Raw genomic sequence first — 21,429 nt, forward strand, 5'->3', positions numbered from 1 at the left:
GGTCGCGAGCAGACCGGGCTACGACCCATTAGGGGATATTTTAATTTATTATTATTTTTCAATTGCTTATATGTTCATTTGCGATTTTGACAAGAATAAACCCTTGAATTTAAAATCATATCTTGGCAAGATGCAGACTGTTTTGATATTCCAGTGAGGAACCATGAAAATACTCGTGGCAGTGAAGCGTGTAATAGACCCTTATGTCAAAATTCGTGTCAAATCGGATAATTCAGGAGTCGAAACGCAAAATATAAAAATGGCTATGAATCCCTTCGATGAAATCGCTGTAGAAGAAGCCTTGCGTTTACGTGAAAAAAATTGGGCGTCTGAAGTGGTTGTGGTCAGCATTGGTGACGACAGCTCACAAGAAACCTTACGCCATGCCCTTGCTTTGGGTGCCGACAAAGCTATCCTCGTACGTACAGAAAAATCTTTGGAAAGTCTGAACGTAGCCAAAGTTCTGAAAAAGATCAGCGAAGATGAAAAACCTTCATTAATATTGATGGGTAAGCAAACCATCGATGGCGATAACAATCAGACACCACAAATGCTCGCTGCTTTGTTGAACTGGCCTCAGGCAACTTATGCATCTCAAATCAAAGAGAGTGCTGATCAACTTGAAGTAACTCGCGAAATTGACGGGGGGCTGGAAACAATAAACATTAAATTACCTGCGGTGGTCAGTACAGATTTACGATTAAACGAGCCACGTTATGCAAGCCTTCCCAATATTATGAAAGCCAAACGCAAGCCCCTGGATATTGTAGAACTGGATACTTTGGGACTGACATTGAAAAAGCACATTGAAATAGTGAAAGTGAATGCGCCCGCGACTCGTAGTGGCGGAATAAAGGTTGAATCAGTGGCCGCATTGTTGGACAAATTACAACATGAAGCCAAAGTGCTTTGATAAGGAGAAACGATGAGCACTTTAGTTCTTGTAGAACATAATAACCAAACCATGCATCCATCAACACGTAATACACTGGCGGCTGCTTTGGATTTAGACGATAAGCCGACCTTACTTGTTGTTGGTCATCAGTGCAAGACAGTTGCCGAACAAGTAGCGGCCCTGGAAGGGGCACATGCAGTCTGGTATGTTGATAATCCTTGTTATGAACACCAGTTGGCAGAGCAAATCAGTGATTTGATTGTTTCTTTCGCCAGTTCATTTAATGCTGTTCTTGCTCCAGCCAGCACTTATGGTAAAAATATTGCCCCACGCATTGCGGCACTTTTGGATGTTGCCCAGGTTTCTGATATAACCAAAGTCCTGGATGCAGATACTTTTGAACATCCCATTTACGCCGGTAATGCTATAGAAACTGTTAAACTTTTAGATCCCATAAAAGTTCTGACCGTCAGAACTACAGCATTTAATCCGGTCACAGGCAGCCAGACAGCATGCTGTATTGAAAGTATGCCTCAGGAATTCACAGCTAAAAACAGCCAGTTTATCAGACATGAATTAAGCAAGTCTGAACGGCCTGATTTAGGGAGTGCCAAGATTGTTGTTTCAGGCGGCAGAGGCTTGCAAAGCGCTGAGAAATTTAAATTAATTGAAGAATTGGCAGATGCTCTTGGTGCTGCTGTTGGTGCTTCCCGCGCTGCAGTTGATGCTGGTTTTGTTCCCAATGATTACCAGGTGGGACAGACAGGGAAAGTCGTTGCTCCAACACTTTATATAGCTGTGGGTATATCCGGTGCAGTTCAGCATTTAGCGGGTATGAAAGATTCCAAGGTAATTGTGGCAATTAATAAAGATGAAGATGCCCCCATTTTTCAAATCGCCAATTATGGCCTGGTGGGCGATTTATTTGAATTAGTTCCGCAATTAATCGAACAATTAAAGTCTGTTTGATAATTCATTTTTCTTGTTTTTAATAGTTTTGCTTCTTTTTATTTTCTTGAAAAGGCGAAACTATTTTGAGCAAGGCTGAGAAAAGTCATCAGACCCTAAACATCCGATAAGAGGAGTTGTTATGTTAGTAGGCGTTCCAAAGGAAATAAAATCGCAGGAAAACAGAGTAGGGCTGGTTCCTTCAAGTGTTGGTGAAATTATCAGAGCGGGTAGTCAGGTTTTGGTAGAGCGCGGTGCAGGTCTTGGCATTGGTATTTCTGATGATGATTATAGAAATGCCGGAGCTGAAGTAGTTGATACTGCTGATGACGTATTCGCTAATGCAGAATTAATTGTCAAAGTTAAAGAACCACAACCTATAGAATGCAAAAGATTGCGTGAAGGCCAAACTTTATTCACTTATTTACATTTGGCTCCAGATCCACAGCAAACTCGTTTGCTCAAAGAATCTGGCGTAACCGCTATAGCATATGAAACTGTAACTCAGGACGATGGCGGTTTGCCTTTGCTTACTCCAATGTCGCAAGTTGCTGGTAGAATGTCGATACAAGCTGGAGCTCATTGTTTAGAAATGGCTCAAGGCGGTAGTGGTGTTCTTTTGGGCGGTGTACCAGGTGTTGCTGCTGCGAATGTTGTTATCATCGGTGGTGGTGTGGTTGGTACTAACGCAGTCCGTATGGCTATGGGTATGGAAGCACGCGTTATAGTCCTTGATCGCTCTTTACAACGATTAAACGAACTGGATTTCCAATTTGGTTCCAAGCTTAATACCGTTTATTCTACTGCTGATTCCATTGAGCGATATGTTTCCAGTGCCGATCTGGTCATTGGTGCTGTGCTTGTACCAGGTGCTGCTGCTCCCAAACTGGTAACCCGCGCTATGTTAAGCTCCATGCGCCCAGGCTCTGTATTGGTTGACGTTGCTATTGATCAGGGGGGGTGCTTCGAGACTAGCCGCGCCACAACGCATCAGGAACCAACCTATGTAGTTGATAATGTGGTTCATTATTGCGTGGCAAACATGCCAGGAGCAGTGCCAAGAACATCTACCTTCGCTCTGAATAACGCGACTTTACCTTTTGTTTTAAGCATAGTAACCAAAGGAACCAAACTGGCTTTACTGGATAATCCCCATTTGTTGAATGGCTTAAACGTTCATCAAGGGAAGATTACTTATGAAGCAGTAGCCCGGGACTTAGGTTATGAATATACCCCGGCCGCGGTAGCATTGGCAGGTAGATAAGCGCAGAATACTTAAGGTTTTTAATTGGATTCGTAGCCCGGTCTGCTGTAGCCCGGTTGCTTGCAACCGGGATCGAAGTGGCACCATCCCGGCTGCAAGCAGCTGCCCCTTCTACACATCCCGATTCACGTCGTCCTTCGCGCAAAAAGACGCGCTCAGGACGACGTAGATCGGACCGGGCTACAAAAACATCTTAAATAATGTGAGTTATGGATAAGAAGCTTGTTTTATCCAGTCGTTACTGCCACTATTCAGCTAATACGATGTTTTAGTCTGAATTTTTTGGACAGTAAAAGAAAATCCCTTCTAAAAAACAGCCTTTTTCCTGACAAAACTCGCAATATGATAAAGTTTCGCTGTATAATGTTGGACTAATCTCTTTCAACTAAAATATTCTATGAAAAAAATGGCATACTTCTGGCGTAAAGGTCTTTGGGCGCTGATGAGTCTGTTTTTTCTTCTGTTAGTGGCGGGTAGTCTTTTATATCTTTATCTGGAAAGCCAGCTCCCTAATGTCGATTCATTAAAAACAGTACAATTACAGGTACCTTTACAGATTTTCAGTAAGGAAGGCTTATTGATTCAGGAGTATGGTGAGAAGAAACGTATCCCTGTTACTTATGATGAAATCCCGCAGACTTTGGTTCATGCACTGATAGCGACTGAAGACCAACGTTTTTTTGAACACCCTGGTGTGGATGTCATGGGGCTGGGTCGTGCTGCAGTCCGTATGTTAAAAACGGGTACCAAATCTCAGGGTGGCAGTACCATCACTATGCAGGTTGCGCGTAATTTCTTTTTAAGCCGTAAAAAGACTTTTTTACGTAAATTTAATGAAATTATGTTAGCTATTAAAATTGACAGGGAATTAAGTAAAGAAAAAATTCTGGAGCTGTATCTTAACCGCATCTACCTGGGTAACCGTGCCTACGGTGTTGGGGCTGCTGCTATGGTTTATTTTGGTAAACCGCTTAAAGAATTGAATCTGGCCGAGCTTGCCATGATAGCAGGACTACCTCAGGCACCCTCAACGCAAAATCCTATTGCTAATCCGCTCGCTGCTAAAAAGCGACGTGATCATGTGTTGGAGCGTTTACTGGAAGAGCATTACATCAATGAAGAGCAATATCAGAATGCAGTTAACCAGCCGATTACTGCCAAGTTACACGGTACTCATATAGAAGTCAGAGCGCCATATGTCGCTGAAATGATCCGTCAGTCTTTATACGACAACTTTGGCCCCGATGCCTATACAAAAGGGTATAAGGTTTACACTACTATTGATGGTAGACTGCAAAATACAGCCAATCAGGTTGTTGAAAAGAATCTGGTTGCCTATGATCACAGACATGGTTATAGGGGACCAATTGCGACTATTGGTGAAAAAGACAGCCAATCACCTGAAGTCAGACAAAAATATCTCAGACAATATCCTGAGCTTAATACTCTTGTTCCTGCTGTGATTACTGAAGTCAGTGAAAAAGAAGCTACGGCTGCATTACAGAATGGACAAACATTTATTATTCCCTGGGAAGGCTTATCATGGGCAAGACCTGCTCTTAAACGAGGTTGGGTTGGAAAGTCGCCCGTCAAGGCACAACAGGTTGTTGCTGTCGGCGATATAGTTTATGTTCATTCAACAGAAAAGTATTGGGAATTGGCTCAGATTCCAGAAGCTGAATCAGCTATGGTTGCGCTTAATCCCCAAAATGGTGCGATAGAAGTTTTGGTTGGTGGCTTTAATTTCCAGAAAAGTAAATTTAACCGGGCCACTCAGTCCAGCAGACAACCAGGTTCCAGTTTTAAACCTTTTGTTTATGCTGCTGCTTTAAATAATGGCTATAACCTGGCAACTTTAATTAATGATGCACCTATAGTAGTTGATGACCCAAGTCAGCCTAATCTCTGGCGCCCTCATAATGTTAATCTTAAATTCAATGGACCTACGCGATTGAAACAAGCACTGGTTCAGTCCAAGAATCTGGTTTCCATTCGTATTCTGGATGATATAGGAATTAATTACACTATTGATTTTCTGACCCGCTTTGGCTTTAGCAAAAAAACACTGCCTAAAGGCTTGTCCCTTGCTTTGGGAAGCTTGTCAGTCAGCCCAATGGACTTGACTGCTGCATATGCTGTATTCGCTAATGGTGGCTATAAAGTTGAACCTTATCTTATAGATCACATTACCGATACTGATGGCAAGATTCTGTTACAAGCGAAACCCACAGTGGTTTGTAATTCCTGTGATCCTGATAAAGTAGATACGTCTACAATGGCACCACGTGTTATTCCGGAAGATATTGCTTTCTTAATGAATACTGCTTTAAGGGATGTGGTTCAGCATGGTACAGCCAGAGCTGCTCGTGTTCTGAACCGTCAGGATATTGCAGGAAAAACCGGAACGACTAATGATCAGGTTGATGCCTGGTTTGCCGGATTCAGTCCCGATTTGGTTGTTACTACATGGATAGGTTTTGATAATCCCAAATCCTTACATGAATACGCTGCAGGACTGGCTCTGCCTTTGTGGATTGATTTTATGAAGGAAGCATTGAAAGGTAAACCCGAGCACGAACTCAAACAGCCAGATAATGTGGTCGCCGTGCGTATTGATAAAGCCAGTGGCTTATTAGCCAAGCCGAATCAGGAAAATGGCATTATTGAGTATTTCCGAAACAATGAAATTCCGGCGGAACAAGATGCCGCACCTGTTTACAATGCGGACAACAGTGATCAGCAATTGGCGCCTGTTGAAGAGAACTTGTTTTAATTCTATCAAGATCGTAGCCCGTATTAGCGAAGGGCTGTATTTTAATCCTGTAAAAAGGATGCAAATAAACAGGATGCTCTTCGCAAGTAGCCCCTCCACCTCCGGGGGAGGGTGCCCGACAGGGCACTGTCATTAAGTTAACGTGAGTTTCGGATAAGAAGCTTGTTATCCGAAATTCACGTTAAGTTGCCGTCCCGCAGCTTGTCCTATTGGTATCTACATGAATGCCAGCCCTGTGTCTCAATAAAAATTCCGCTCCTTAACAGTCGCGGCTCGGTTTTCTGGTGCACGATAAAGTAAATACAAACGCACGAAAACCGAGCCGCGACCGTCAGGAAGCGGAACAGTTCTATTGGCACGTACTTTATTTCTTGCACCTGTACAGCTGCTTGCCGCCCGTATTACGCTCTACGTCGCCCTGTTATTCCGGACCATCAAATCGAAAATCTGGCTCTTTCTCAATAGATGTTGTACTTCTTGATTGTGCAAAACGGTTCAAACCAAAGAATGAGGCAGGGATTGCTGCCGCAGCCATACCAAGAGGTATTCTGGGACTTATAATGCCATTACGAAAATCACTGAGTTGTTGCCTTAGTCGACTGATTTCATCATCTTGTCTTTTGATCGTACCTTCTTGAGTTGTCAGTGTTTGTTTTAACTCCATAACTTCTTTGCGCAAGACAGCGTTTTCTGCTTCCAGCTGTGAACTACGTAACTCCTTTTTATAATTTGCACATAATTGTGCTGCGATGATTTTGATTTCTTCGTCTGTAGTATCAGCTTTATCTTTCTTGCCTACTGTTATGTCTAACGCTTCCAACACTTCTTTTTGTAATAGATCACCTGAATTGCACCAAGGACTTCCGTAGCTTAGATAAGAATCCTTTTTCAATCCAGAAAGCGATATGGGTTCATGGGATTGACTGTACTTAACTTCACACGTGGTGGATTTACCCGTTTTTAAAAGTGTTTTGAACACGGTAAGTAATTGTTTGAGTTGGTCTTCGTACTGATCCAACTCTCCAATTGTAACTGCCTCCTTTTTATCTATCAGAGATTTAAGTACAGTAATTTCGTTTAAAATGAAATGCAGGAAAGGCTTTCGATTGGGGTATCCTATTTTAACAGTACATTCTTCAATTAAGTCTTTCAAATGTGCATTAAAGTCTTTCTCTTTATTATCAATAATATTGAGTACACAAACAGATAATTTTCTTCTCTGTTCAATAGAATCTTTATCGTATGGAACTATTTTTGTAACACCGTTTTGACTGTCATGATAGCTGACTATAATGTTGGTTAGCGAATAAAGTAATTCTTCTAATTTAGTCATTTAAAACTCCTTTTAAAGCTAAAATCTATTTTAAAATGTGGAAATCCCTAACAACTTGGCTTTTCACTATATTGAATGTTTTGGGCAAGTGCAAGTGTTTATTTACTCGTACATTATAAGGAAATTTGATACAAATAGAGTGTCTATTTTACAATCGACAAGTGTAATTTATTGGCATAAAATGATGCTTGCAGGTGTCTCTTCTGCACACCCCGATCCACGTCGTCCTGATCCACGTCGTCCTGAGCGCGTCTTTTTGCGCGAAGGATCTCCTGAAAGTGTGGAATGGTGCCAGTATTTGGAGATCCTTCGCGCAAAAAGACGCGCTCAGGACGACGTGAATCGGGGCTACCCATGTGTATCCTGAGAAAGCTTATCTATTAAAAAGACTATTTAAATTACTGGCAAAATGATTCCAATTTTTAACAGCTTAAGATAACATCATATTTAATAATAGAAATAATGCAGTAGCACGTCACCAAAGGAGCGTTTTTTGATCGCATGGGAGATACAGGGAGATAAGACAAGTGCTCAAACTGTTTAAGAATAAGAATCGTTCTATTCTTGGTATTGATATTAGTTCATCAGCCGTGAAAATACTGGAATTTTCAGGTTCTGGTGATCAGCTATGCGTTGAAGGTTACGGACGAGAAGCTTTACCTCCCGATGCACTTGATGGAAATGTGATTAAAGATATAGAAGCGGTTGCCAATTGCATTAAAAAACTATGTGAACGCCAAAAGATCTCCTGCAAGCAAGTTGCTCTGGCCGTTCCCGATTCTGCAGTTATCAGCAAAATAGTACAGATCAACGATGGTTTGACTGATGCTGAAATGGAAGAACTGGTAGTTATAGAGGCGGACAAATACATTCCCTATCCCATTGATGAAATTAATCTTGATTTTGAAGTCCTGGGGCATTCTACAAAAAACTCAGCGATGCTGGATGTTTTGATTGTTGCTTCACGAGCTGAAAACGTGAACAGCAGGGTAGAGGCTATAGCACGTGCCGGTCTTGAAACCCGTGTCGTAGACGTTGAATCTTATGCAGTAGAAAGGGCAGCACAACAACTGACCAGCGAATTGCCTGCCGGGGGACAAGATAAAATTGTCGCCATTATCGATATCGGTGCTCATTACACCCATCTCTTTGTATTACATGGTATGCGCCTCATCTTTTCACGAGAAGAAAAATTTGGTGGTATGCAACTGATAGAGGCAATTGCAGAACATTATAAAATGACGACTGAACAAGCACTGACAGCAAAAAATGAAGGAACACTCCCTCCCGATTATGAGGTTGAGGTTCTGGAGCCATTTAAAGAAATGGTGCTGCTGCAAATTAAACGAACCTTACAATTTTTCTATTCGACAAGTCAGCATGGTTTCGTTGACCACATTTTATTAGCAGGTGGCCTGGCCAGGAAGCCAGGACTGGCAGAGTTAATTCAGGAGCAATTAGGTGTTACGACTACGGTTGCAAACCCCTTAGCGCACATGTCATTGGGTAAAATGGTTCATCTTGACTCAATAAATAATGATGCTCCTGCTCTTATGGTGGCTTGCGGGTTGGCATTAAGGCATGTAGAGTAAAAAATGACAGAAATTAACTTACTACCATGGCGTGAACAAAAACGTGAACAAGAGAAAAAAATGTTCACCACTATGCTATTAATAGGAGTTACGGCAGCAGCTGTGGTAGTGTTTTTAATTAATTCCTATGCATCACACCTGATAAGCAATCAAACAACGAGAAACCAGATCCTTGAAAAGGAAATAAGTAGTCTGGATGACCAAATAAGAGAGATTAAAGCATTAAAACAAATAAGGGATGGGCTGATTTCCCGTATGTCTATAGTCCAGAACCTGCAATCTACAAGAACACTTATGGTTCATCTTTTTGATGAGTTAATTAAAGTAATGCCCACAGGAATTTACGTTACTAAACTGGAAAGGCAAAATGATATTGTTACCGTTTGGGGGTATACAGAATCGAATACCAACATTTCACTGCTTATGAGAAGTATAGAGAGCAATGCATGGATACAAGCGCCTGTTCTGACTGAAATTAAAAAGATGGATGACGACAAACGGCTTGCAAACAATGAATTTAAATTAAGCTTTGTACTTAAACCCAAATATTAGGCCGGTAATTAATAATGAATACAGTCAATCTAAGTGAATTAACACTGGAAAATGTAGGTCAATGGCCCTTGGCGGTGAGGCTTGGTGTCATTTCTGGTGTAAGCCTTCTGATTATTGCTTTAGGATATTGGCTGATTGTCAAGTCTAATTTTGAACAGTTTGATACTCTGAAGGCACGAGAAGCAACCTTAAGGCAGGATTTTGAAACCAAACAACATCAGGCATCCAACCTGCAGGCATACCGCAATCAATTGCAATTAATGAATGAGCGTTTTGGAACCATGTTAAGGCAACTGCCTGCTAAAAATGAAATGCCAGGCCTTTTGGAAGAGATTTCCAAGACAGGGGTTGCTTCGGGATTGAAATTTGAATTGTTTGCTCCCCAACCCGAAGTAGAACATGACTTTTATATTGAATTACCCATTAAAATTACTGTGGTAGGTACCTACATGCAATTGGCTGTCTTTTTAAGCCGGGTCGCCGAAATGAACAGGATTGTTACGCTACACGAGTTTAGTATTCAAGGGGTGTCCTCTAAAGATAATAAAACGTTTTCAGAGGATGAATTAGTGATGAACATCACTGCTAAAATATACCGATATCGGTCACAATGATGAACTTAAAACGGCAATTACACACATTACTGGCTGGATTGATATCCCTGTTATTGAGTGCCTGTTCTGGTGATAATAGTGATTTGATGAAATACATTAATGAAATTAAGGCGAGACCTGCTAAAAAAATTGAACCAATTCCACAATTTGCTCCTTTGCCCATTTTTAAATTTCCGGAAAATGACAACAGACGGAGTCCATTTAAACCGGTAGAGGTGAAGAAAAATACTGATCAATATGCTCCCGATCAAAAGAGAATGAAACAGCCGCTGGAAGCTTTTCCTTTGGATGCCCTGAAGTTTGTAGGTATCCTGGAACAAGACGGTATGATTTGGGCATTGATAAGACAACCTAGCGGGCAAATTTCCCGCGTCAGAGTTGGCGATTATATGGGTCAAAATTATGGTCGTATTATTCTTATCAAGCGAGAGTTGATTAAGCTTGAAGAAACCACAAAAAATACTGGGGAGTGGGAAAAGCAAATTACCACAATTAACTTAGATACCGGCAAGCAGGAGTAACATGTGCGAAAGATTATCGCTATTTTGATTTTGATAAGTGCTGGCTTTGGTGCTGCAATTGCTAAAGATAATTCACTGATTTCTGTGAAGATAATTCCCTTACCTGAAAACAGGGTTCGAGTGGATTTTGAGTTTGCCAAGCCTCTGAAACAATTGCCTGCAAGTTTCATTACTGAAAAACCTGCCCGGATAGTTCTTGATTTCATCAGCACTGATCTGCAATTACCTGTCGATCAAAGAACACAAAAAATTCAATTAGGTTCGCTGAATAATTATACTGTAGTGTCTGTCGCCGATCGCGTCAGAGCCATACTGGATTTACAACGTAGTGTTTCCTATTCAGGAAGTTCTGCAGGGAACGTTTACAGCCTTGTTATAAATGGAAAAAGTAACGAGATATTTCAAAATACGAAAGAGATTTTTATAACCAACCAGGTGATTAACGCCAAACATGAGATAAATCGTCTGGATTTTCGCGGCATAGACAAACAGGGTGGTCGAGTGCTGGTTGATGTTTCTGATACCAGTATTCCAATCGATGTGACCCAGGTTGGTAAAGAAGTCGTGGTTAATTTTCTCAATACCAAAATTCCCACCAGACTTGCGAAACGTTTTGATGTGACCGATTTTCATAGCCCTGTTCAGGTAGTTACTCTGCAACAGGACGCAAAGAATGTGCGTATGACCATTCTGAGCAAAGGTGATTATGGCCATTTTGTTTATCAGGTCAATAAACAATTTATGATTGATATATTCCCTCTGACGGCCGAAGAAATTCAACAGGCGAAACTTAAAAAACAAGTGTTCACTGGAAAGCGTATTTCCCTGAATTTCCAGAATATCAACATCAGGGCAGTGCTGCAGTTACTTGCTGATTTTACCGGGATAAACATGGTAGTCAGTGACAAAGTGCAGGGAGATATTACTCTCAGATTAAATGACATTCCCTGGGATCAGGCGCTTGATATTATATTGACTACCCAAGGCCTGGATAAGCGTAAAACCGGTAATGTGATGCTCATTGATACCAAAGCTTCCATGGATAAAATGGAAGAGGATGAATTGAAGAGCCAACAGATTATCCAGAAACTGGAACCGGTTCGTTCTGATTTATTACAAATCAATTATGCCAAAGCTACCGATATCGCTATTCTGATTAAAGACAAGCAAAATTCATTATTATCCCCTAATGGTAAAATCAGTGTTGATGCCAGAACCAACACCATTTGGATACAGGATACCGGAACAAAAATTGAAGAAGTCAGAGAATTGATAAAGCAGCTCGATATTCCTGTGAAACAGGTACTCATCGAAGCCCGTATCGTAGAAGTCACCAAAGATTTCAGTCAGGATATAGGCATCAGATGGGGTGTTTCCAGACCCACGCATTTAAGTGGTACCCTTGATGGTGCGAACCAGCTCCAGTTACCTGCCGGCTTGGCTAACCCGGCAGCAATCCCTGTGGCTCAGCGTTTGAATCTGGATTTGGCCGCGGTGCCGGGCAGTGGAGCCTCACCAGCATCCATGGGTATTGCCTTGGCGAAACTGGGTGATGGCATTTTACTTGATTTGGAGTTATCTGCCCTGGAGAGTGAAGGTCTGGCTGAATTGATATCAAGCCCAAGGCTTATTACTACTAACCAGCAATCAGCCGTGATTGAACAGGGACAAGAGATTCCTTATCAGGAATCCACATCAAGTGGTGCTACTGCTGTGGCGTTCAAAAAAGCGGTTCTGAGCTTGAAAGTAACGCCGCAAATAACGCCAGACAGCAGAATATTGATGGATTTACAGATTAATCAGGATACGCCTTCTTCCGAGCGATTCCTTGGTGTTCCTGCAATTTTAACCAAGCAGATTCAGACTAATGTACTGGTTAATAATGGTCAGACTATTGTTCTTGGCGGCATATACAGACAAGATAAAAACAAAGCGCTGAGAAGAATACCTTTCTTTGGCGAGTTGCCAGTTGTAGGGGCTTTATTCCGAAATAAACAAATTACTTTAAATAACGATGAGTTATTGATTTTTATTACTCCAAGGATTATAACCAATTCGTTATCTATAACTACTATTGAAGGACGAGAAAAAGGAACTTACAAATAAGCTTGCTGATACGATATTAATGAAGTGTGAGCAGGCAGGGCACTGCCATTAAGTTAAGAGCTACTCCGCCGTCCCGCGGCTTGTCCCCGGGATCCAGGAATCTCTCTCCGAACGTAGATCTCTGGATACCGCGGACAAGCCGCGGTACGGTGGAGTATCGCTTAACTTAATGGCAGTGGGTATCACCGTATAATCCTGCTATAATATGTTCGGGCTATGGAGCTTCCTTAGTCCCGATTCATCCTGATAGCGAACGTATAAATACTCATAATAAAGAATTTTATGGGATTTTAGCTTCTATTCGTTGTAGAATATCATGCAATTGAAGGCGAAGGATTCAATTGGTTAATTATGACACTACAGTTAAAGAGGTATGTAAGAAAAAATGAGCATAGTTAAAGTACGAAATATTTTCCTCATTGGCCCCATGGGTGCTGGAAAAAGCACTATAGGCCGTGCTTTGGCAAAGGAGCTCAAATTAGAATTCTTTGATTCGGACGAAGTCATAGAAGAGCGTGCTGGTGCCGACATATCGTGGATTTTTGATATAGAAGGTGAAGAAGGATTTCGGCGCAGAGAGCAAAAGGTTATCGATGAGCTGACCCAAAAGACCAATATCGTGTTGGCGACAGGGGGCGGTGTCGTGATCACTCCTGAAAACAGAAATGCTCTTGCAGGCCGGGGAACGGTTATCTATCTGAAAACATCCTTACAACAGCAATTTGAACGAACCAAGCGTGATACCAAACGTCCTCTCCTGCAAACAGAAGATTTGGAAGGTCGGTTGGAGTCATTAAGAGATGAGCGCGAACCTTTTTACGATGAATTAGCTGATGTCAGTTTTGAAACAGATAAATTAACAGTGAAAGCAGTAGCAAACAACATAATAAAATACATATATGGCGAAGTTTGAGTTATGTGCTCAGGTTGATGTCTCATTACCAGGATATCAATATCCGATAATTATTTGTCGTAACGGTGCTGGTACGCCAGAAGTGATGAGTGGATTTCTCTCTTCGCAACAAGTTCTTATAGTGACCAATACAACTATTGCGCCATTGTATCTGGAACCATTAAAAGCCTTATTTACATCTGTTCAATGTGATGTAGTTGTCCTTCCCGATGGTGAAGAGCATAAAAACCAAGAGAATTTATTTGTCATTTATGATGCTTTGATTAAAAATCGTCATCACAGGGATACGACTCTGATTGCCTTGGGCGGTGGAGTAATTGGGGATATGGTGGGCTTCGCTGCGTCAACTTATCAGCGCGGTGTGCCTTTTATCCAGATTCCTACCACCTTACTTGCCCAGGTTGATGCTTCAGTCGGAGGAAAAACTGCGATTAACCATCCTTTGGGAAAAAATATGATAGGCAGCTTTTATCAACCCAAAGCGGTAATTATTGATTTAAATACTTTAAAGACTTTGCCCGAAAGAGAGTTTCGAGCAGGGCTTGCAGAAGTAATAAAATACGGTCTTCTGGTTGGTGGGGATTTTTTACAAGAGCTCTTTGATGCCTTGAAGCAGGGGTTAAGGGCTGACAGTCCGCAATTACCGGAACTGATTGCCCAGTGTTGCCGGATTAAAGCACATTTTGTGGAGCATGATGAGCGAGAAACAGGGCAGCGTGCCTTGCTCAATCTTGGCCATACTTTTGCGCATGCATTGGAAACATACACTGATTATCAACGATGGCTGCATGGTGAAGCAGTAGCTATAGGATTGTATTGTGCTGCACTATTATCGTATAAATTGAGCTTGATTGATGCAGGAACAGTAACATTAGTAGAACAGATGCTTGACTATGCCGGTTTACCTCATAAAATTCCCGCATCCATTGATTTGGGTAAATTAAAGGATTTAATGGGGCTGGATAAAAAAATTAAAAATAATTCTTTACGTTTTGTCGTGATTAAAAAACCAGGTGACTGTTATCTTGATGATAAAGTAACAGAAAATTGCTTGAACAACACACTTATTACTGCGGTAGAAGGAGAATAAAAAATGACAAATGGAACGATTCAGCTTGAAACAGGAGCTGTAAATCAACCCAGAACACTTTTTAAACCTGGTTCCTGGCTTTCAAAGATAGATTTCATTAATCATTTGATTCTTTTTAATAATGTATTAATTACAGTTCTATCGGAAAAAGAAGGCGGAAAAACTTCATTTAGCACCTTGCTACAGAACAACCTGGACCAGCAAATTAAATCAATTGCAATGACGGCCAAGGCTCCTTGTGACAGACAGGAAATGATTAATCACATAGCTGCTCAGCTGCATTTGAATAATGATGCCCAAACCAACATTCAATCCATAGTGTCACAAGTAAATGAGCGAAAAGCACATGTATTATTAATTATTGATGATGCGCAACATGTTCCTGAATCTTTAATTAAAGAAGCCATGCTGGCTATTAAAAATCAGGGCGAGTTTGGCTTCTTTCATATGTGCATGATGTCTGATTATTCTGTAGTAGCAACTTTGAATAATCTGGCTAATGAGCACTTCAACAATTTAATTCATTCTATAGAATTGGGTGTCCTTAACGAGAGCGAGACAAGGACTTATGTGTTACAACGTGCTATGAATGCACGTCTGATTAACAGACCGCTGTCAGATGTTCAGTTTAAACAGTTTTATCAGTTGACCAAAGGTAACCTGGCCAAAATCAACTCAAGTCTGGAACCTTTTATTTTAAAATGTTCCGAACAGCAGAAAAGCAATAAAATGCAGCTATTAAAAAGAACAGGTATTGCTGCCAGCGCTGCGATCATTGCAGGAGCATCCTATCTTTACTTTAAAGGTGGATTCAGCCTTGACCAATTTCCTGAAATCGCTCAGTTGACTGCTTCTGCACCAATAAAAAATATACTGGGTGATATTCCAGCGGCAGCTCAAAGGGAGCAATTAGCCAGTTTCATTGCTTCATGGCAAGATTCATCAACAAGGCAGCTGGTGCATTATGCCCTGCCTAAAAAACAAATTCTGGATGATATGTTTGATGAGGAAGATAACATCAATACTGTTGCTATTGTAGACAAGGTTGTGGTTATACCTACTGTTAAAAGAACACGGGAAACCTTGGTTCAGGCACAACCTGATGTTGCTGTGGTACCCGCTTCTTCTGAAACCACGCTGGTGCAAATTCCTAAACTCGCCCAGCCAGCAGAAGCTAAAGAAGTTAAAGTGGCTAAAGCTCCTGTAGTTAAAAAAGCCCATGGCAACTTATATACTATCCAACTGGTAGCAAGTCACCGAGTAAGCGATGTACACAGGTTCCGACAAAGTAATAAACTCTTTGCCAACGCAAAAGTAAGGCATTTCACGAATGCGAAGGGCACTTGGTATATATTAACCTTGGGTGAGTTCGATAGCAGAGCCAAAGCGCAGAGTAAAGCCAAGGCACTGCCAGCCGATTTGGCAAAATTAAACCCATGGATAAGACCAGTTACAGCAGGCCTTTCCAATATTGGTTAACAATCTGGATGAAGTTGATCCGAAATAGCACAGTACGTAGCCCGGTCTGCTTGCAGCCGGGATCGAAGTGGCAATAGGCTAATCCCCGTATTACGGCTGACGCCTAATACGGGCTACGAAATCGAAGTAGCACACCATGCCAAATCAGGGAAATCCTTCGCGTAAAATAGTGCGCTCAGGACGATGTGACTTCATTAGACCCGCTGGGAAAATACCCCTTAATCTGCTACTCTTAATTTAGACATCGGAATTTTAAGGAGAACATGATGTATAAGAGGGTATTATTTGCTACCGATTTTGACGAGGTAGGCGTTAAAGCCGCCGCTAAAGCAAAAAAGATTGCTGATGAAAATAAGGCTGATCTTATATTAGTTCACGTTGTCGAACCCATTCCTGCTTATGCATACCCAGGCTTTGCCGGATTTGCTGAAGTGGAATTATCTATCCGTGAACAAGCGGAAAAAGAACTGGATGAATTGGCTGAAAAACTTGGTGTCGATGCCAAACATCGCTTTATTGAGTTTGGTTCCACCAAAAATGAAATTCTAAGGGTAGCCGAAGAACATAAAATAGATTTGATTGTGACAGGAAGCCATGGCAAGCACGGCCTTTCCTTATTGTTAGGTTCAACTGCCAATGCCATATTACATGGTGCAGAATGTGATGTATTGATTGTCAGACCCAAGGTAGACCACTAGTACCAATTGGCCTGTGGTAGCCCGGCCTGTTTGCAGCCGGGATCGATGCCATTCCCCGATCCACGTCGTCCTTCGCGCAAAAAGACGCGCTCAGGACGACGTGGATCGGTGACAGCATAATATTCGTAACCGTTCAGGGGGTATGGGCTTATGTGTACTCGAACAGCCAGATTTGAGCTCAGGTTGAGAGAAAAACCCGCGAAATGAGCGGAGCATAGGTGGCTATGTGAGCATCATTTCGCGGGTTTTTCTCTCAAGATGAGCCAAATATGGCTGTTCCTTCAATAGGGCTGAACACTTACTAATATTCTCAATACACAATAAAAGCAGTATACTATGTCGTTTTGATTTTGATGATTTGAACTATTAATGAAATTGCTACGTGGTGTTCAACATCCTGCTGAATTTAATCGAGGCGTCGTCGCTACCATCGGTAATTTTGATGGGGTGCATTTAGGGCACCAGAACCTGATTAAAGTCTTAAGAGCTAAAGCAGACAGCATGAATTTACCTTTGGTGGTCGTTCTTTTTGAACCACAACCCAGAGAGTATTTTCATCAGGACAGCGCTCCAGCCAGATTGTCCAGTTTACGGGAAAAGCTGGATATATTACGTGACTGCCAGGTTGATTATGTTTATTGCATCAAATTTGACAAGGCTCTGGCCGAGACTACAGCAGCTGATTTTGTTTCACATTATCTGTTTTCTACCTTAAAAGTACGTTATCTGCTCGTTGGCGCAGATTTCAGATTTGGCAAAAACCGAGCTGGTGATGTGGCATTATTAAAAGCATCAGGCCAGGAACATTCCTGTCAGGTTGAAACCTATTCAGATTTTCTCATCGAAAATGAACGGGTAAGTTCAACAAAAATAAGAGAAGCCTTACAACAGGACAATTTAAATTTAGCGACAAAGTTACTGGGTCGAACTTACAGTTTGTGCGGCCGTGTAATCCGCGGTGATGGACGAGGCCGTCAATGGGGCATACCTACTGCAAACCTGAGCCTTCATCGGGCATCATTACCTTTAACCGGTGTCTACGCTGTTGCAGTTCAAATAGGTTCGAAAATGGTTCAGGGTGTTGCCAACATTGGAAAGCGCCCAACCGTAGATGGGACCAAGAACATTCTTGAAGTACATTTGTTTGACTTCAATGAATCCATTTATGGTACATTAGTGCAAGTGTACTTCTTGCACAAATTGCGTGATGAAGTGAAATTCGCCTCGGTTGAGGCTTTAATTGCGCAGATACATCAGGATATTGAGGCGGCGAAAGCATTTTTAAATTTAAATGTGCGGCAGGGTGCACAGCTTAACCGTCAAAAGTTTAACGATTTCGCAGAGTAAGCATTTATGGCAGAATATAAAGATACATTGAACCTACCCAATACTTCATTTCCAATGAAGGCAAGCCTTGCTACACGAGAGCCAGAAATGCTGGCTGATTGGCAAGCCAAAGGTATCTACGAAAAAATCCGTGAGGCTCGTGCGGGAAGCAAACGCTTTATTCTGCATGATGGTCCTCCCTATGCCAATGGCCATCTGCACTGCGGCCATGCGTTAAATAAAATTCTTAAAGACATTATCATCAAATCCAAGACCTTTAGCGGATACGATGCCCCCTTTGTTCCTGGTTGGGATTGCCATGGTTTACCTATAGAACTGAATGTCGAGAAAAAAGTAGGTAAGGCAGGGGCTAAAATCACAGCACGGGAATTCCGTGCCAAATGCCGCGAGTATGCTGCCAGCCAGATTGATATTCAACGCGAAGAATTTCAACGCTTAGGCGTGCTTGGCGATTGGTATAATCCTTATGTCACTATGGACTTCCGTTACGAAGCGAACATTGTCAGAGCTCTGGGCTTGATGATTAAAAATGGCCATTTGCAACAAGGCTTTAAACCTGTTCACTGGTGTATCGATTGCGGTTCTGCTCTGGCTGAAGCGGAAGTGGAGTATGAAGATAAAACCTCACCTTCTATTGATGTGGCTTTTACTGCCGTAAATGCTAATGAATTCACAGAGCGTTTTTCCATAAAAGCAGAAGCTAAACCTCTGATCCTGCCCATATGGACCACGACTCCATGGACATTACCAGCAAACGAAGCGGTATGTCTGCATCCTGAAATAGATTATTCTTTAATCGATGCGGGATCCCGTTATTTCCTCATCGCTTCAGAATTGGTCGAATCCGTGATGAGCCGTTATGAAATCACTGATTATAAATCTCTTTCGGTAGCCAAAGGGCGGTCTTTTGAAGGATTTAAACTCAATCATCCACTCTACAGCCGACACGTACCTGTGGTTTTAGGTGAGCATGTAACTACTGAATCCGGTACTGGTGCTGTGCATACGGCTCCTGCGCATGGACCTGATGATTATATGGTTGGAAAGGTATATAACCTGCCTTTGGTTAATCCGGTCAAGGCTAATGGCTGTTACGCGGAAGACGTGGCATTATTCGCCGGGCTTTCTGTTTTAAAAGCCAATGAGCCTATTCTGGAAGCTTTAACTGAAAAGGGCGTACTGTTAGCCAAAGAAAGCATTCGACACAGCTATCCTCATTGCTGGCGCCATAAATCACCCATGATCTTCCTCGCGACTCCCCAGTGGTTTATTGCAATGGATAAAAGCAATCTGAGGCAGTCCATAGTCAATGAAATTGATAAAGTGAACTGGGTTCCGGACTGGGGTAAAGCGCGTATCAGTAATATGGTTGAAAACAGGCCTGACTGGTGTATCTCCAGACAAAGAGCCTGGGGTACTCCCATGCCTTTGTTTGTCCATAATACAACCCGGGAACTTCATCCTAATACTTTGGAGTTGATTGAAAAAGTAGCATTGATGATTGAGAAAGCAGGGATTGATGCCTGGTTTGAACTTGATGCGTCGGAGCTGCTTGGTGATGACGCACAAAATTACGATAAAATCTCTGACACCATGGATGTGTGGCTTGATTCCGGAGTATCGCATTACAGCGTTTTATACCATAACAAAGATTTGGCGTTCCCTGCCGATGTGTATTTCGAAGGTTCCGATCAGCATAGAGGATGGTTTAATTCCTCATTAACCACTTCAGTAGCCATGTATGGCGTTGCTCCGTATAAAACCGTGTTAACTCATGGTTATACTGTAGATGCTGAGGGCAAGAAGCTTTCCAAATCAAAAGGCAATTATGTAGCCCTGGATAAACTCATTAATCAGCATGGGGCAGATATTTTACGTTTGTGGGTTTCTTCCACTGATTATCGCCATGAAGTGAGCATTTCTGATGAAATCATTAAACGTAATGCTGATGCGTACCGTAGAATTCGTAATACGGCTCGCTTTTTATTAGCCAACCTCTGTGATTTTAATCCTGCCACCGATAGCGTTGATGCCAAAGAGTTGTTGGAGCTTGATCGATGGGCTCTGCAACGCAGCCAGTTGCTGCAAGAAGAAATTGTTGCTGCTTACGAACAATACCAGTTCCATGTCATTTATCAGAAAATTCATAATTTCTGTGCTGTGGACATGGGAGGCTTTTATCTGGACTTGATTAAAGACAGACAATATACGACTGCTCAGAAAAGCAAGGCAAGACGCTCTTGTCAGACAGCCATGTATCACATAGTCAAGGCATTTACCTTATGGTTAGCTCCCATCTTGTCCTTCACTGCAGAAGAAATCTGGCAGGTCATTCCAGGACATGGCAAAGAATCCATTTTCGTAGAGCTTTGGTACAGTCAGTGGCCTGCTATTGATGAAGTAAATATGGCTGATTGGGAACAATTGCATTTGATTCGCGATGAAGTGAACAAGGCTTTAGAGGAAAAGCGTCAGAAGGGCGAAATAGGGTCGGCACTGGCAGCGGAAGTGACCCTTTATGCTGATGATAAAGTCTTGCCAAAACTCAACCGTTTGGGAGAGGAGCTACGCTTTTTATTAATGACTTCTGGTGCAGATGTTCATTCTGTGAACCTGGCAACGGGTGGTTTGGTAACTACGGAATACGGCGTGGCTATTGATGTGTCAGCAAGTTCTTATGAAAAATGTGCGCGATGCTGGCATAGAAGACCCGATATAGGGCAGAATAAAGAACATCCCGAGTTATGTTTACGTTGTGTTGGCAATATCAGCGGTCAAGATGAGGCGAGGCATTTCATATGAAAAAATGGCATTGGTTTGTACTCAGTATTATTGTAATTATCTGCGATCAGGCAAGTAAGTACTGGGTGGGTGCTTCATTAACTCCCTATAAACCTGTGCCCATTTTCCCTATGCTGAATTTCACTCTGGCTTACAATACCGGTGCTGCTTTTAGTTTTTTAAGCGGAGCCGGTGATTGGCATCGTTGGTTTTTCGCAGGTTTTAGCCTTTTAGTCAGCATTATTTTAATCATCTGGCTCTGGCGAACCCCCAACCAGGCCCGTTTGCAATCCGCAGGCGTCAGCCTCATTCTCGGCGGCGCTCTGGGCAATCTGATCGACAGAGGACTACATGGCTATGTAGTCGATTTCATCGATGTCTATTACAAGCATTATCACTTCGCAACCTTTAACGTGGCAGACAGCGCCATATGCATCGGTGCAGCCCTCCTGGTTTTAGATCTGTTGATTCACAGAGAGTAATCCCGAAGCAGACCGGGCTACGGCATTGTGCTACATCCAAA

The 21,429-nt window shown here is 42.2% G+C and carries 17 protein-coding genes; 16 read left to right on the forward strand and 1 reads right to left on the reverse strand.

Going from position 1 to position 21,429, the window contains the following annotated elements; all coding sequences use genetic code 11:
• Positions 1–163: 163 nt before the first annotated feature.
• The 4 genes from B094_RS0102175 (at position 164) to B094_RS0102190 (ending at position 5,880) form a co-directional block, all read left to right on the forward strand.
• Positions 164–913 carry an electron transfer flavoprotein subunit beta/FixA family protein gene (locus B094_RS0102175; protein WP_018576152.1) on the forward strand — a complete coding sequence of 250 codons (750 nt, stop codon included), beginning with the start codon at positions 164–166 and terminating at the stop codon, positions 911–913.
• A 12-nt stretch (positions 914–925) separates the two neighbouring features.
• Positions 926–1,864 (forward strand): electron transfer flavoprotein subunit alpha/FixB family protein, encoded by a 939-nt coding sequence (locus tag B094_RS0102180; protein WP_018576153.1) that lies wholly within the window; start codon positions 926–928, stop codon positions 1,862–1,864.
• 121 nt (positions 1,865–1,985) lie between these two features.
• A complete protein-coding gene (gene ald / locus B094_RS0102185; RefSeq protein ID WP_018576154.1) occupies positions 1,986–3,107 on the forward strand; it encodes an alanine dehydrogenase in 1,122 nt (373 codons plus the stop codon).
• Positions 3,108–3,504: 397 nt separating this feature from the next.
• Positions 3,505–5,880, forward strand: a complete 2,376-nt coding sequence (locus B094_RS0102190) for a penicillin-binding protein 1A (RefSeq protein ID WP_018576155.1) — start codon at positions 3,505–3,507, stop codon at positions 5,878–5,880.
• A 421-nt stretch (positions 5,881–6,301) separates the two neighbouring features.
• Here the strand turns inward: B094_RS0102190 and B094_RS15540 are convergent, their stop codons facing one another.
• Positions 6,302–7,213, reverse strand: coding sequence for a hypothetical protein (locus B094_RS15540; protein WP_018576156.1), 912 nt, complete (start codon positions 7,211–7,213; stop codon positions 6,302–6,304).
• Positions 7,214–7,740: 527 nt separating this feature from the next.
• Between B094_RS15540 and B094_RS0102205 the strand changes: the two genes are divergently transcribed.
• The 12 genes from B094_RS0102205 (at position 7,741) to lspA (ending at position 21,388) form a co-directional block, all read left to right on the forward strand.
• Positions 7,741–8,805: a pilus assembly protein PilM gene (locus B094_RS0102205; RefSeq protein ID WP_018576158.1), complete on the forward strand. Its 1,065-nt coding sequence runs from the start codon at positions 7,741–7,743 to the stop codon at positions 8,803–8,805.
• Positions 8,806–8,808: 3 nt separating this feature from the next.
• Positions 8,809–9,357 (forward strand): PilN domain-containing protein, encoded by a 549-nt coding sequence (locus tag B094_RS0102210; protein WP_018576159.1) that lies wholly within the window; start codon positions 8,809–8,811, stop codon positions 9,355–9,357.
• Positions 9,358–9,371: 14 nt separating this feature from the next.
• Complete coding sequence (locus tag B094_RS0102215) at positions 9,372–9,971, forward strand: type IV pilus inner membrane component PilO (protein ID WP_018576160.1); 600 nt, start codon at positions 9,372–9,374, stop codon at positions 9,969–9,971.
• A complete protein-coding gene (locus tag B094_RS0102220; protein ID WP_018576161.1) occupies positions 9,968–10,492 on the forward strand; it encodes a pilus assembly protein PilP in 525 nt (174 codons plus the stop codon). Before B094_RS0102215 ends, B094_RS0102220 begins: the two co-directional genes overlap by 4 nt.
• 3 nt (positions 10,493–10,495) lie before the next feature.
• Positions 10,496–12,598: a type IV pilus secretin PilQ gene (locus B094_RS0102225; RefSeq protein ID WP_018576162.1), complete on the forward strand. Its 2,103-nt coding sequence runs from the start codon at positions 10,496–10,498 to the stop codon at positions 12,596–12,598.
• A gap of 385 nt (positions 12,599–12,983) precedes the next feature.
• Entirely contained in the window at positions 12,984–13,511 is a 528-nt protein-coding gene (gene aroK, locus B094_RS0102230) for a shikimate kinase AroK (protein ID WP_018576163.1), read from the forward strand.
• Positions 13,498–14,601 (forward strand): 3-dehydroquinate synthase, encoded by a 1,104-nt coding sequence (gene aroB, locus B094_RS0102235; RefSeq protein ID WP_018576164.1) that lies wholly within the window; start codon positions 13,498–13,500, stop codon positions 14,599–14,601. Before aroK ends, aroB begins: the two co-directional genes overlap by 14 nt.
• Positions 14,602–14,604: 3 nt before the next feature.
• Positions 14,605–16,080 (forward strand): SPOR domain-containing protein, encoded by a 1,476-nt coding sequence (locus B094_RS0102240; protein ID WP_018576165.1) that lies wholly within the window; start codon positions 14,605–14,607, stop codon positions 16,078–16,080.
• A gap of 266 nt (positions 16,081–16,346) precedes the next feature.
• Positions 16,347–16,778 (forward strand): universal stress protein, encoded by a 432-nt coding sequence (locus B094_RS0102245; RefSeq protein WP_018576166.1) that lies wholly within the window; start codon positions 16,347–16,349, stop codon positions 16,776–16,778.
• Positions 16,779–17,147: 369 nt separating this feature from the next.
• Complete coding sequence (ribF, locus tag B094_RS15545) at positions 17,148–18,125, forward strand: bifunctional riboflavin kinase/FAD synthetase (protein WP_018576167.1); 978 nt, start codon at positions 17,148–17,150, stop codon at positions 18,123–18,125.
• 6 nt (positions 18,126–18,131) lie between these two features.
• On the forward strand, positions 18,132–20,927 hold the full coding sequence (gene ileS / locus B094_RS0102255; RefSeq protein ID WP_018576168.1) for an isoleucine--tRNA ligase: 2,796 nt from the start codon (positions 18,132–18,134) through the stop codon (positions 20,925–20,927).
• Positions 20,924–21,388 (forward strand): signal peptidase II, encoded by a 465-nt coding sequence (lspA, locus tag B094_RS0102260; RefSeq protein ID WP_018576169.1) that lies wholly within the window; start codon positions 20,924–20,926, stop codon positions 21,386–21,388. Before ileS ends, lspA begins: the two co-directional genes overlap by 4 nt.
• The last annotated feature ends 41 nt before the right edge of the window (positions 21,389–21,429 follow it).

The sequence above is a fragment of the Legionella shakespearei DSM 23087 genome, assembly GCF_000373765.1.
Lineage (GTDB): Bacteria > Pseudomonadota > Gammaproteobacteria > Legionellales > Legionellaceae > Legionella > Legionella shakespearei.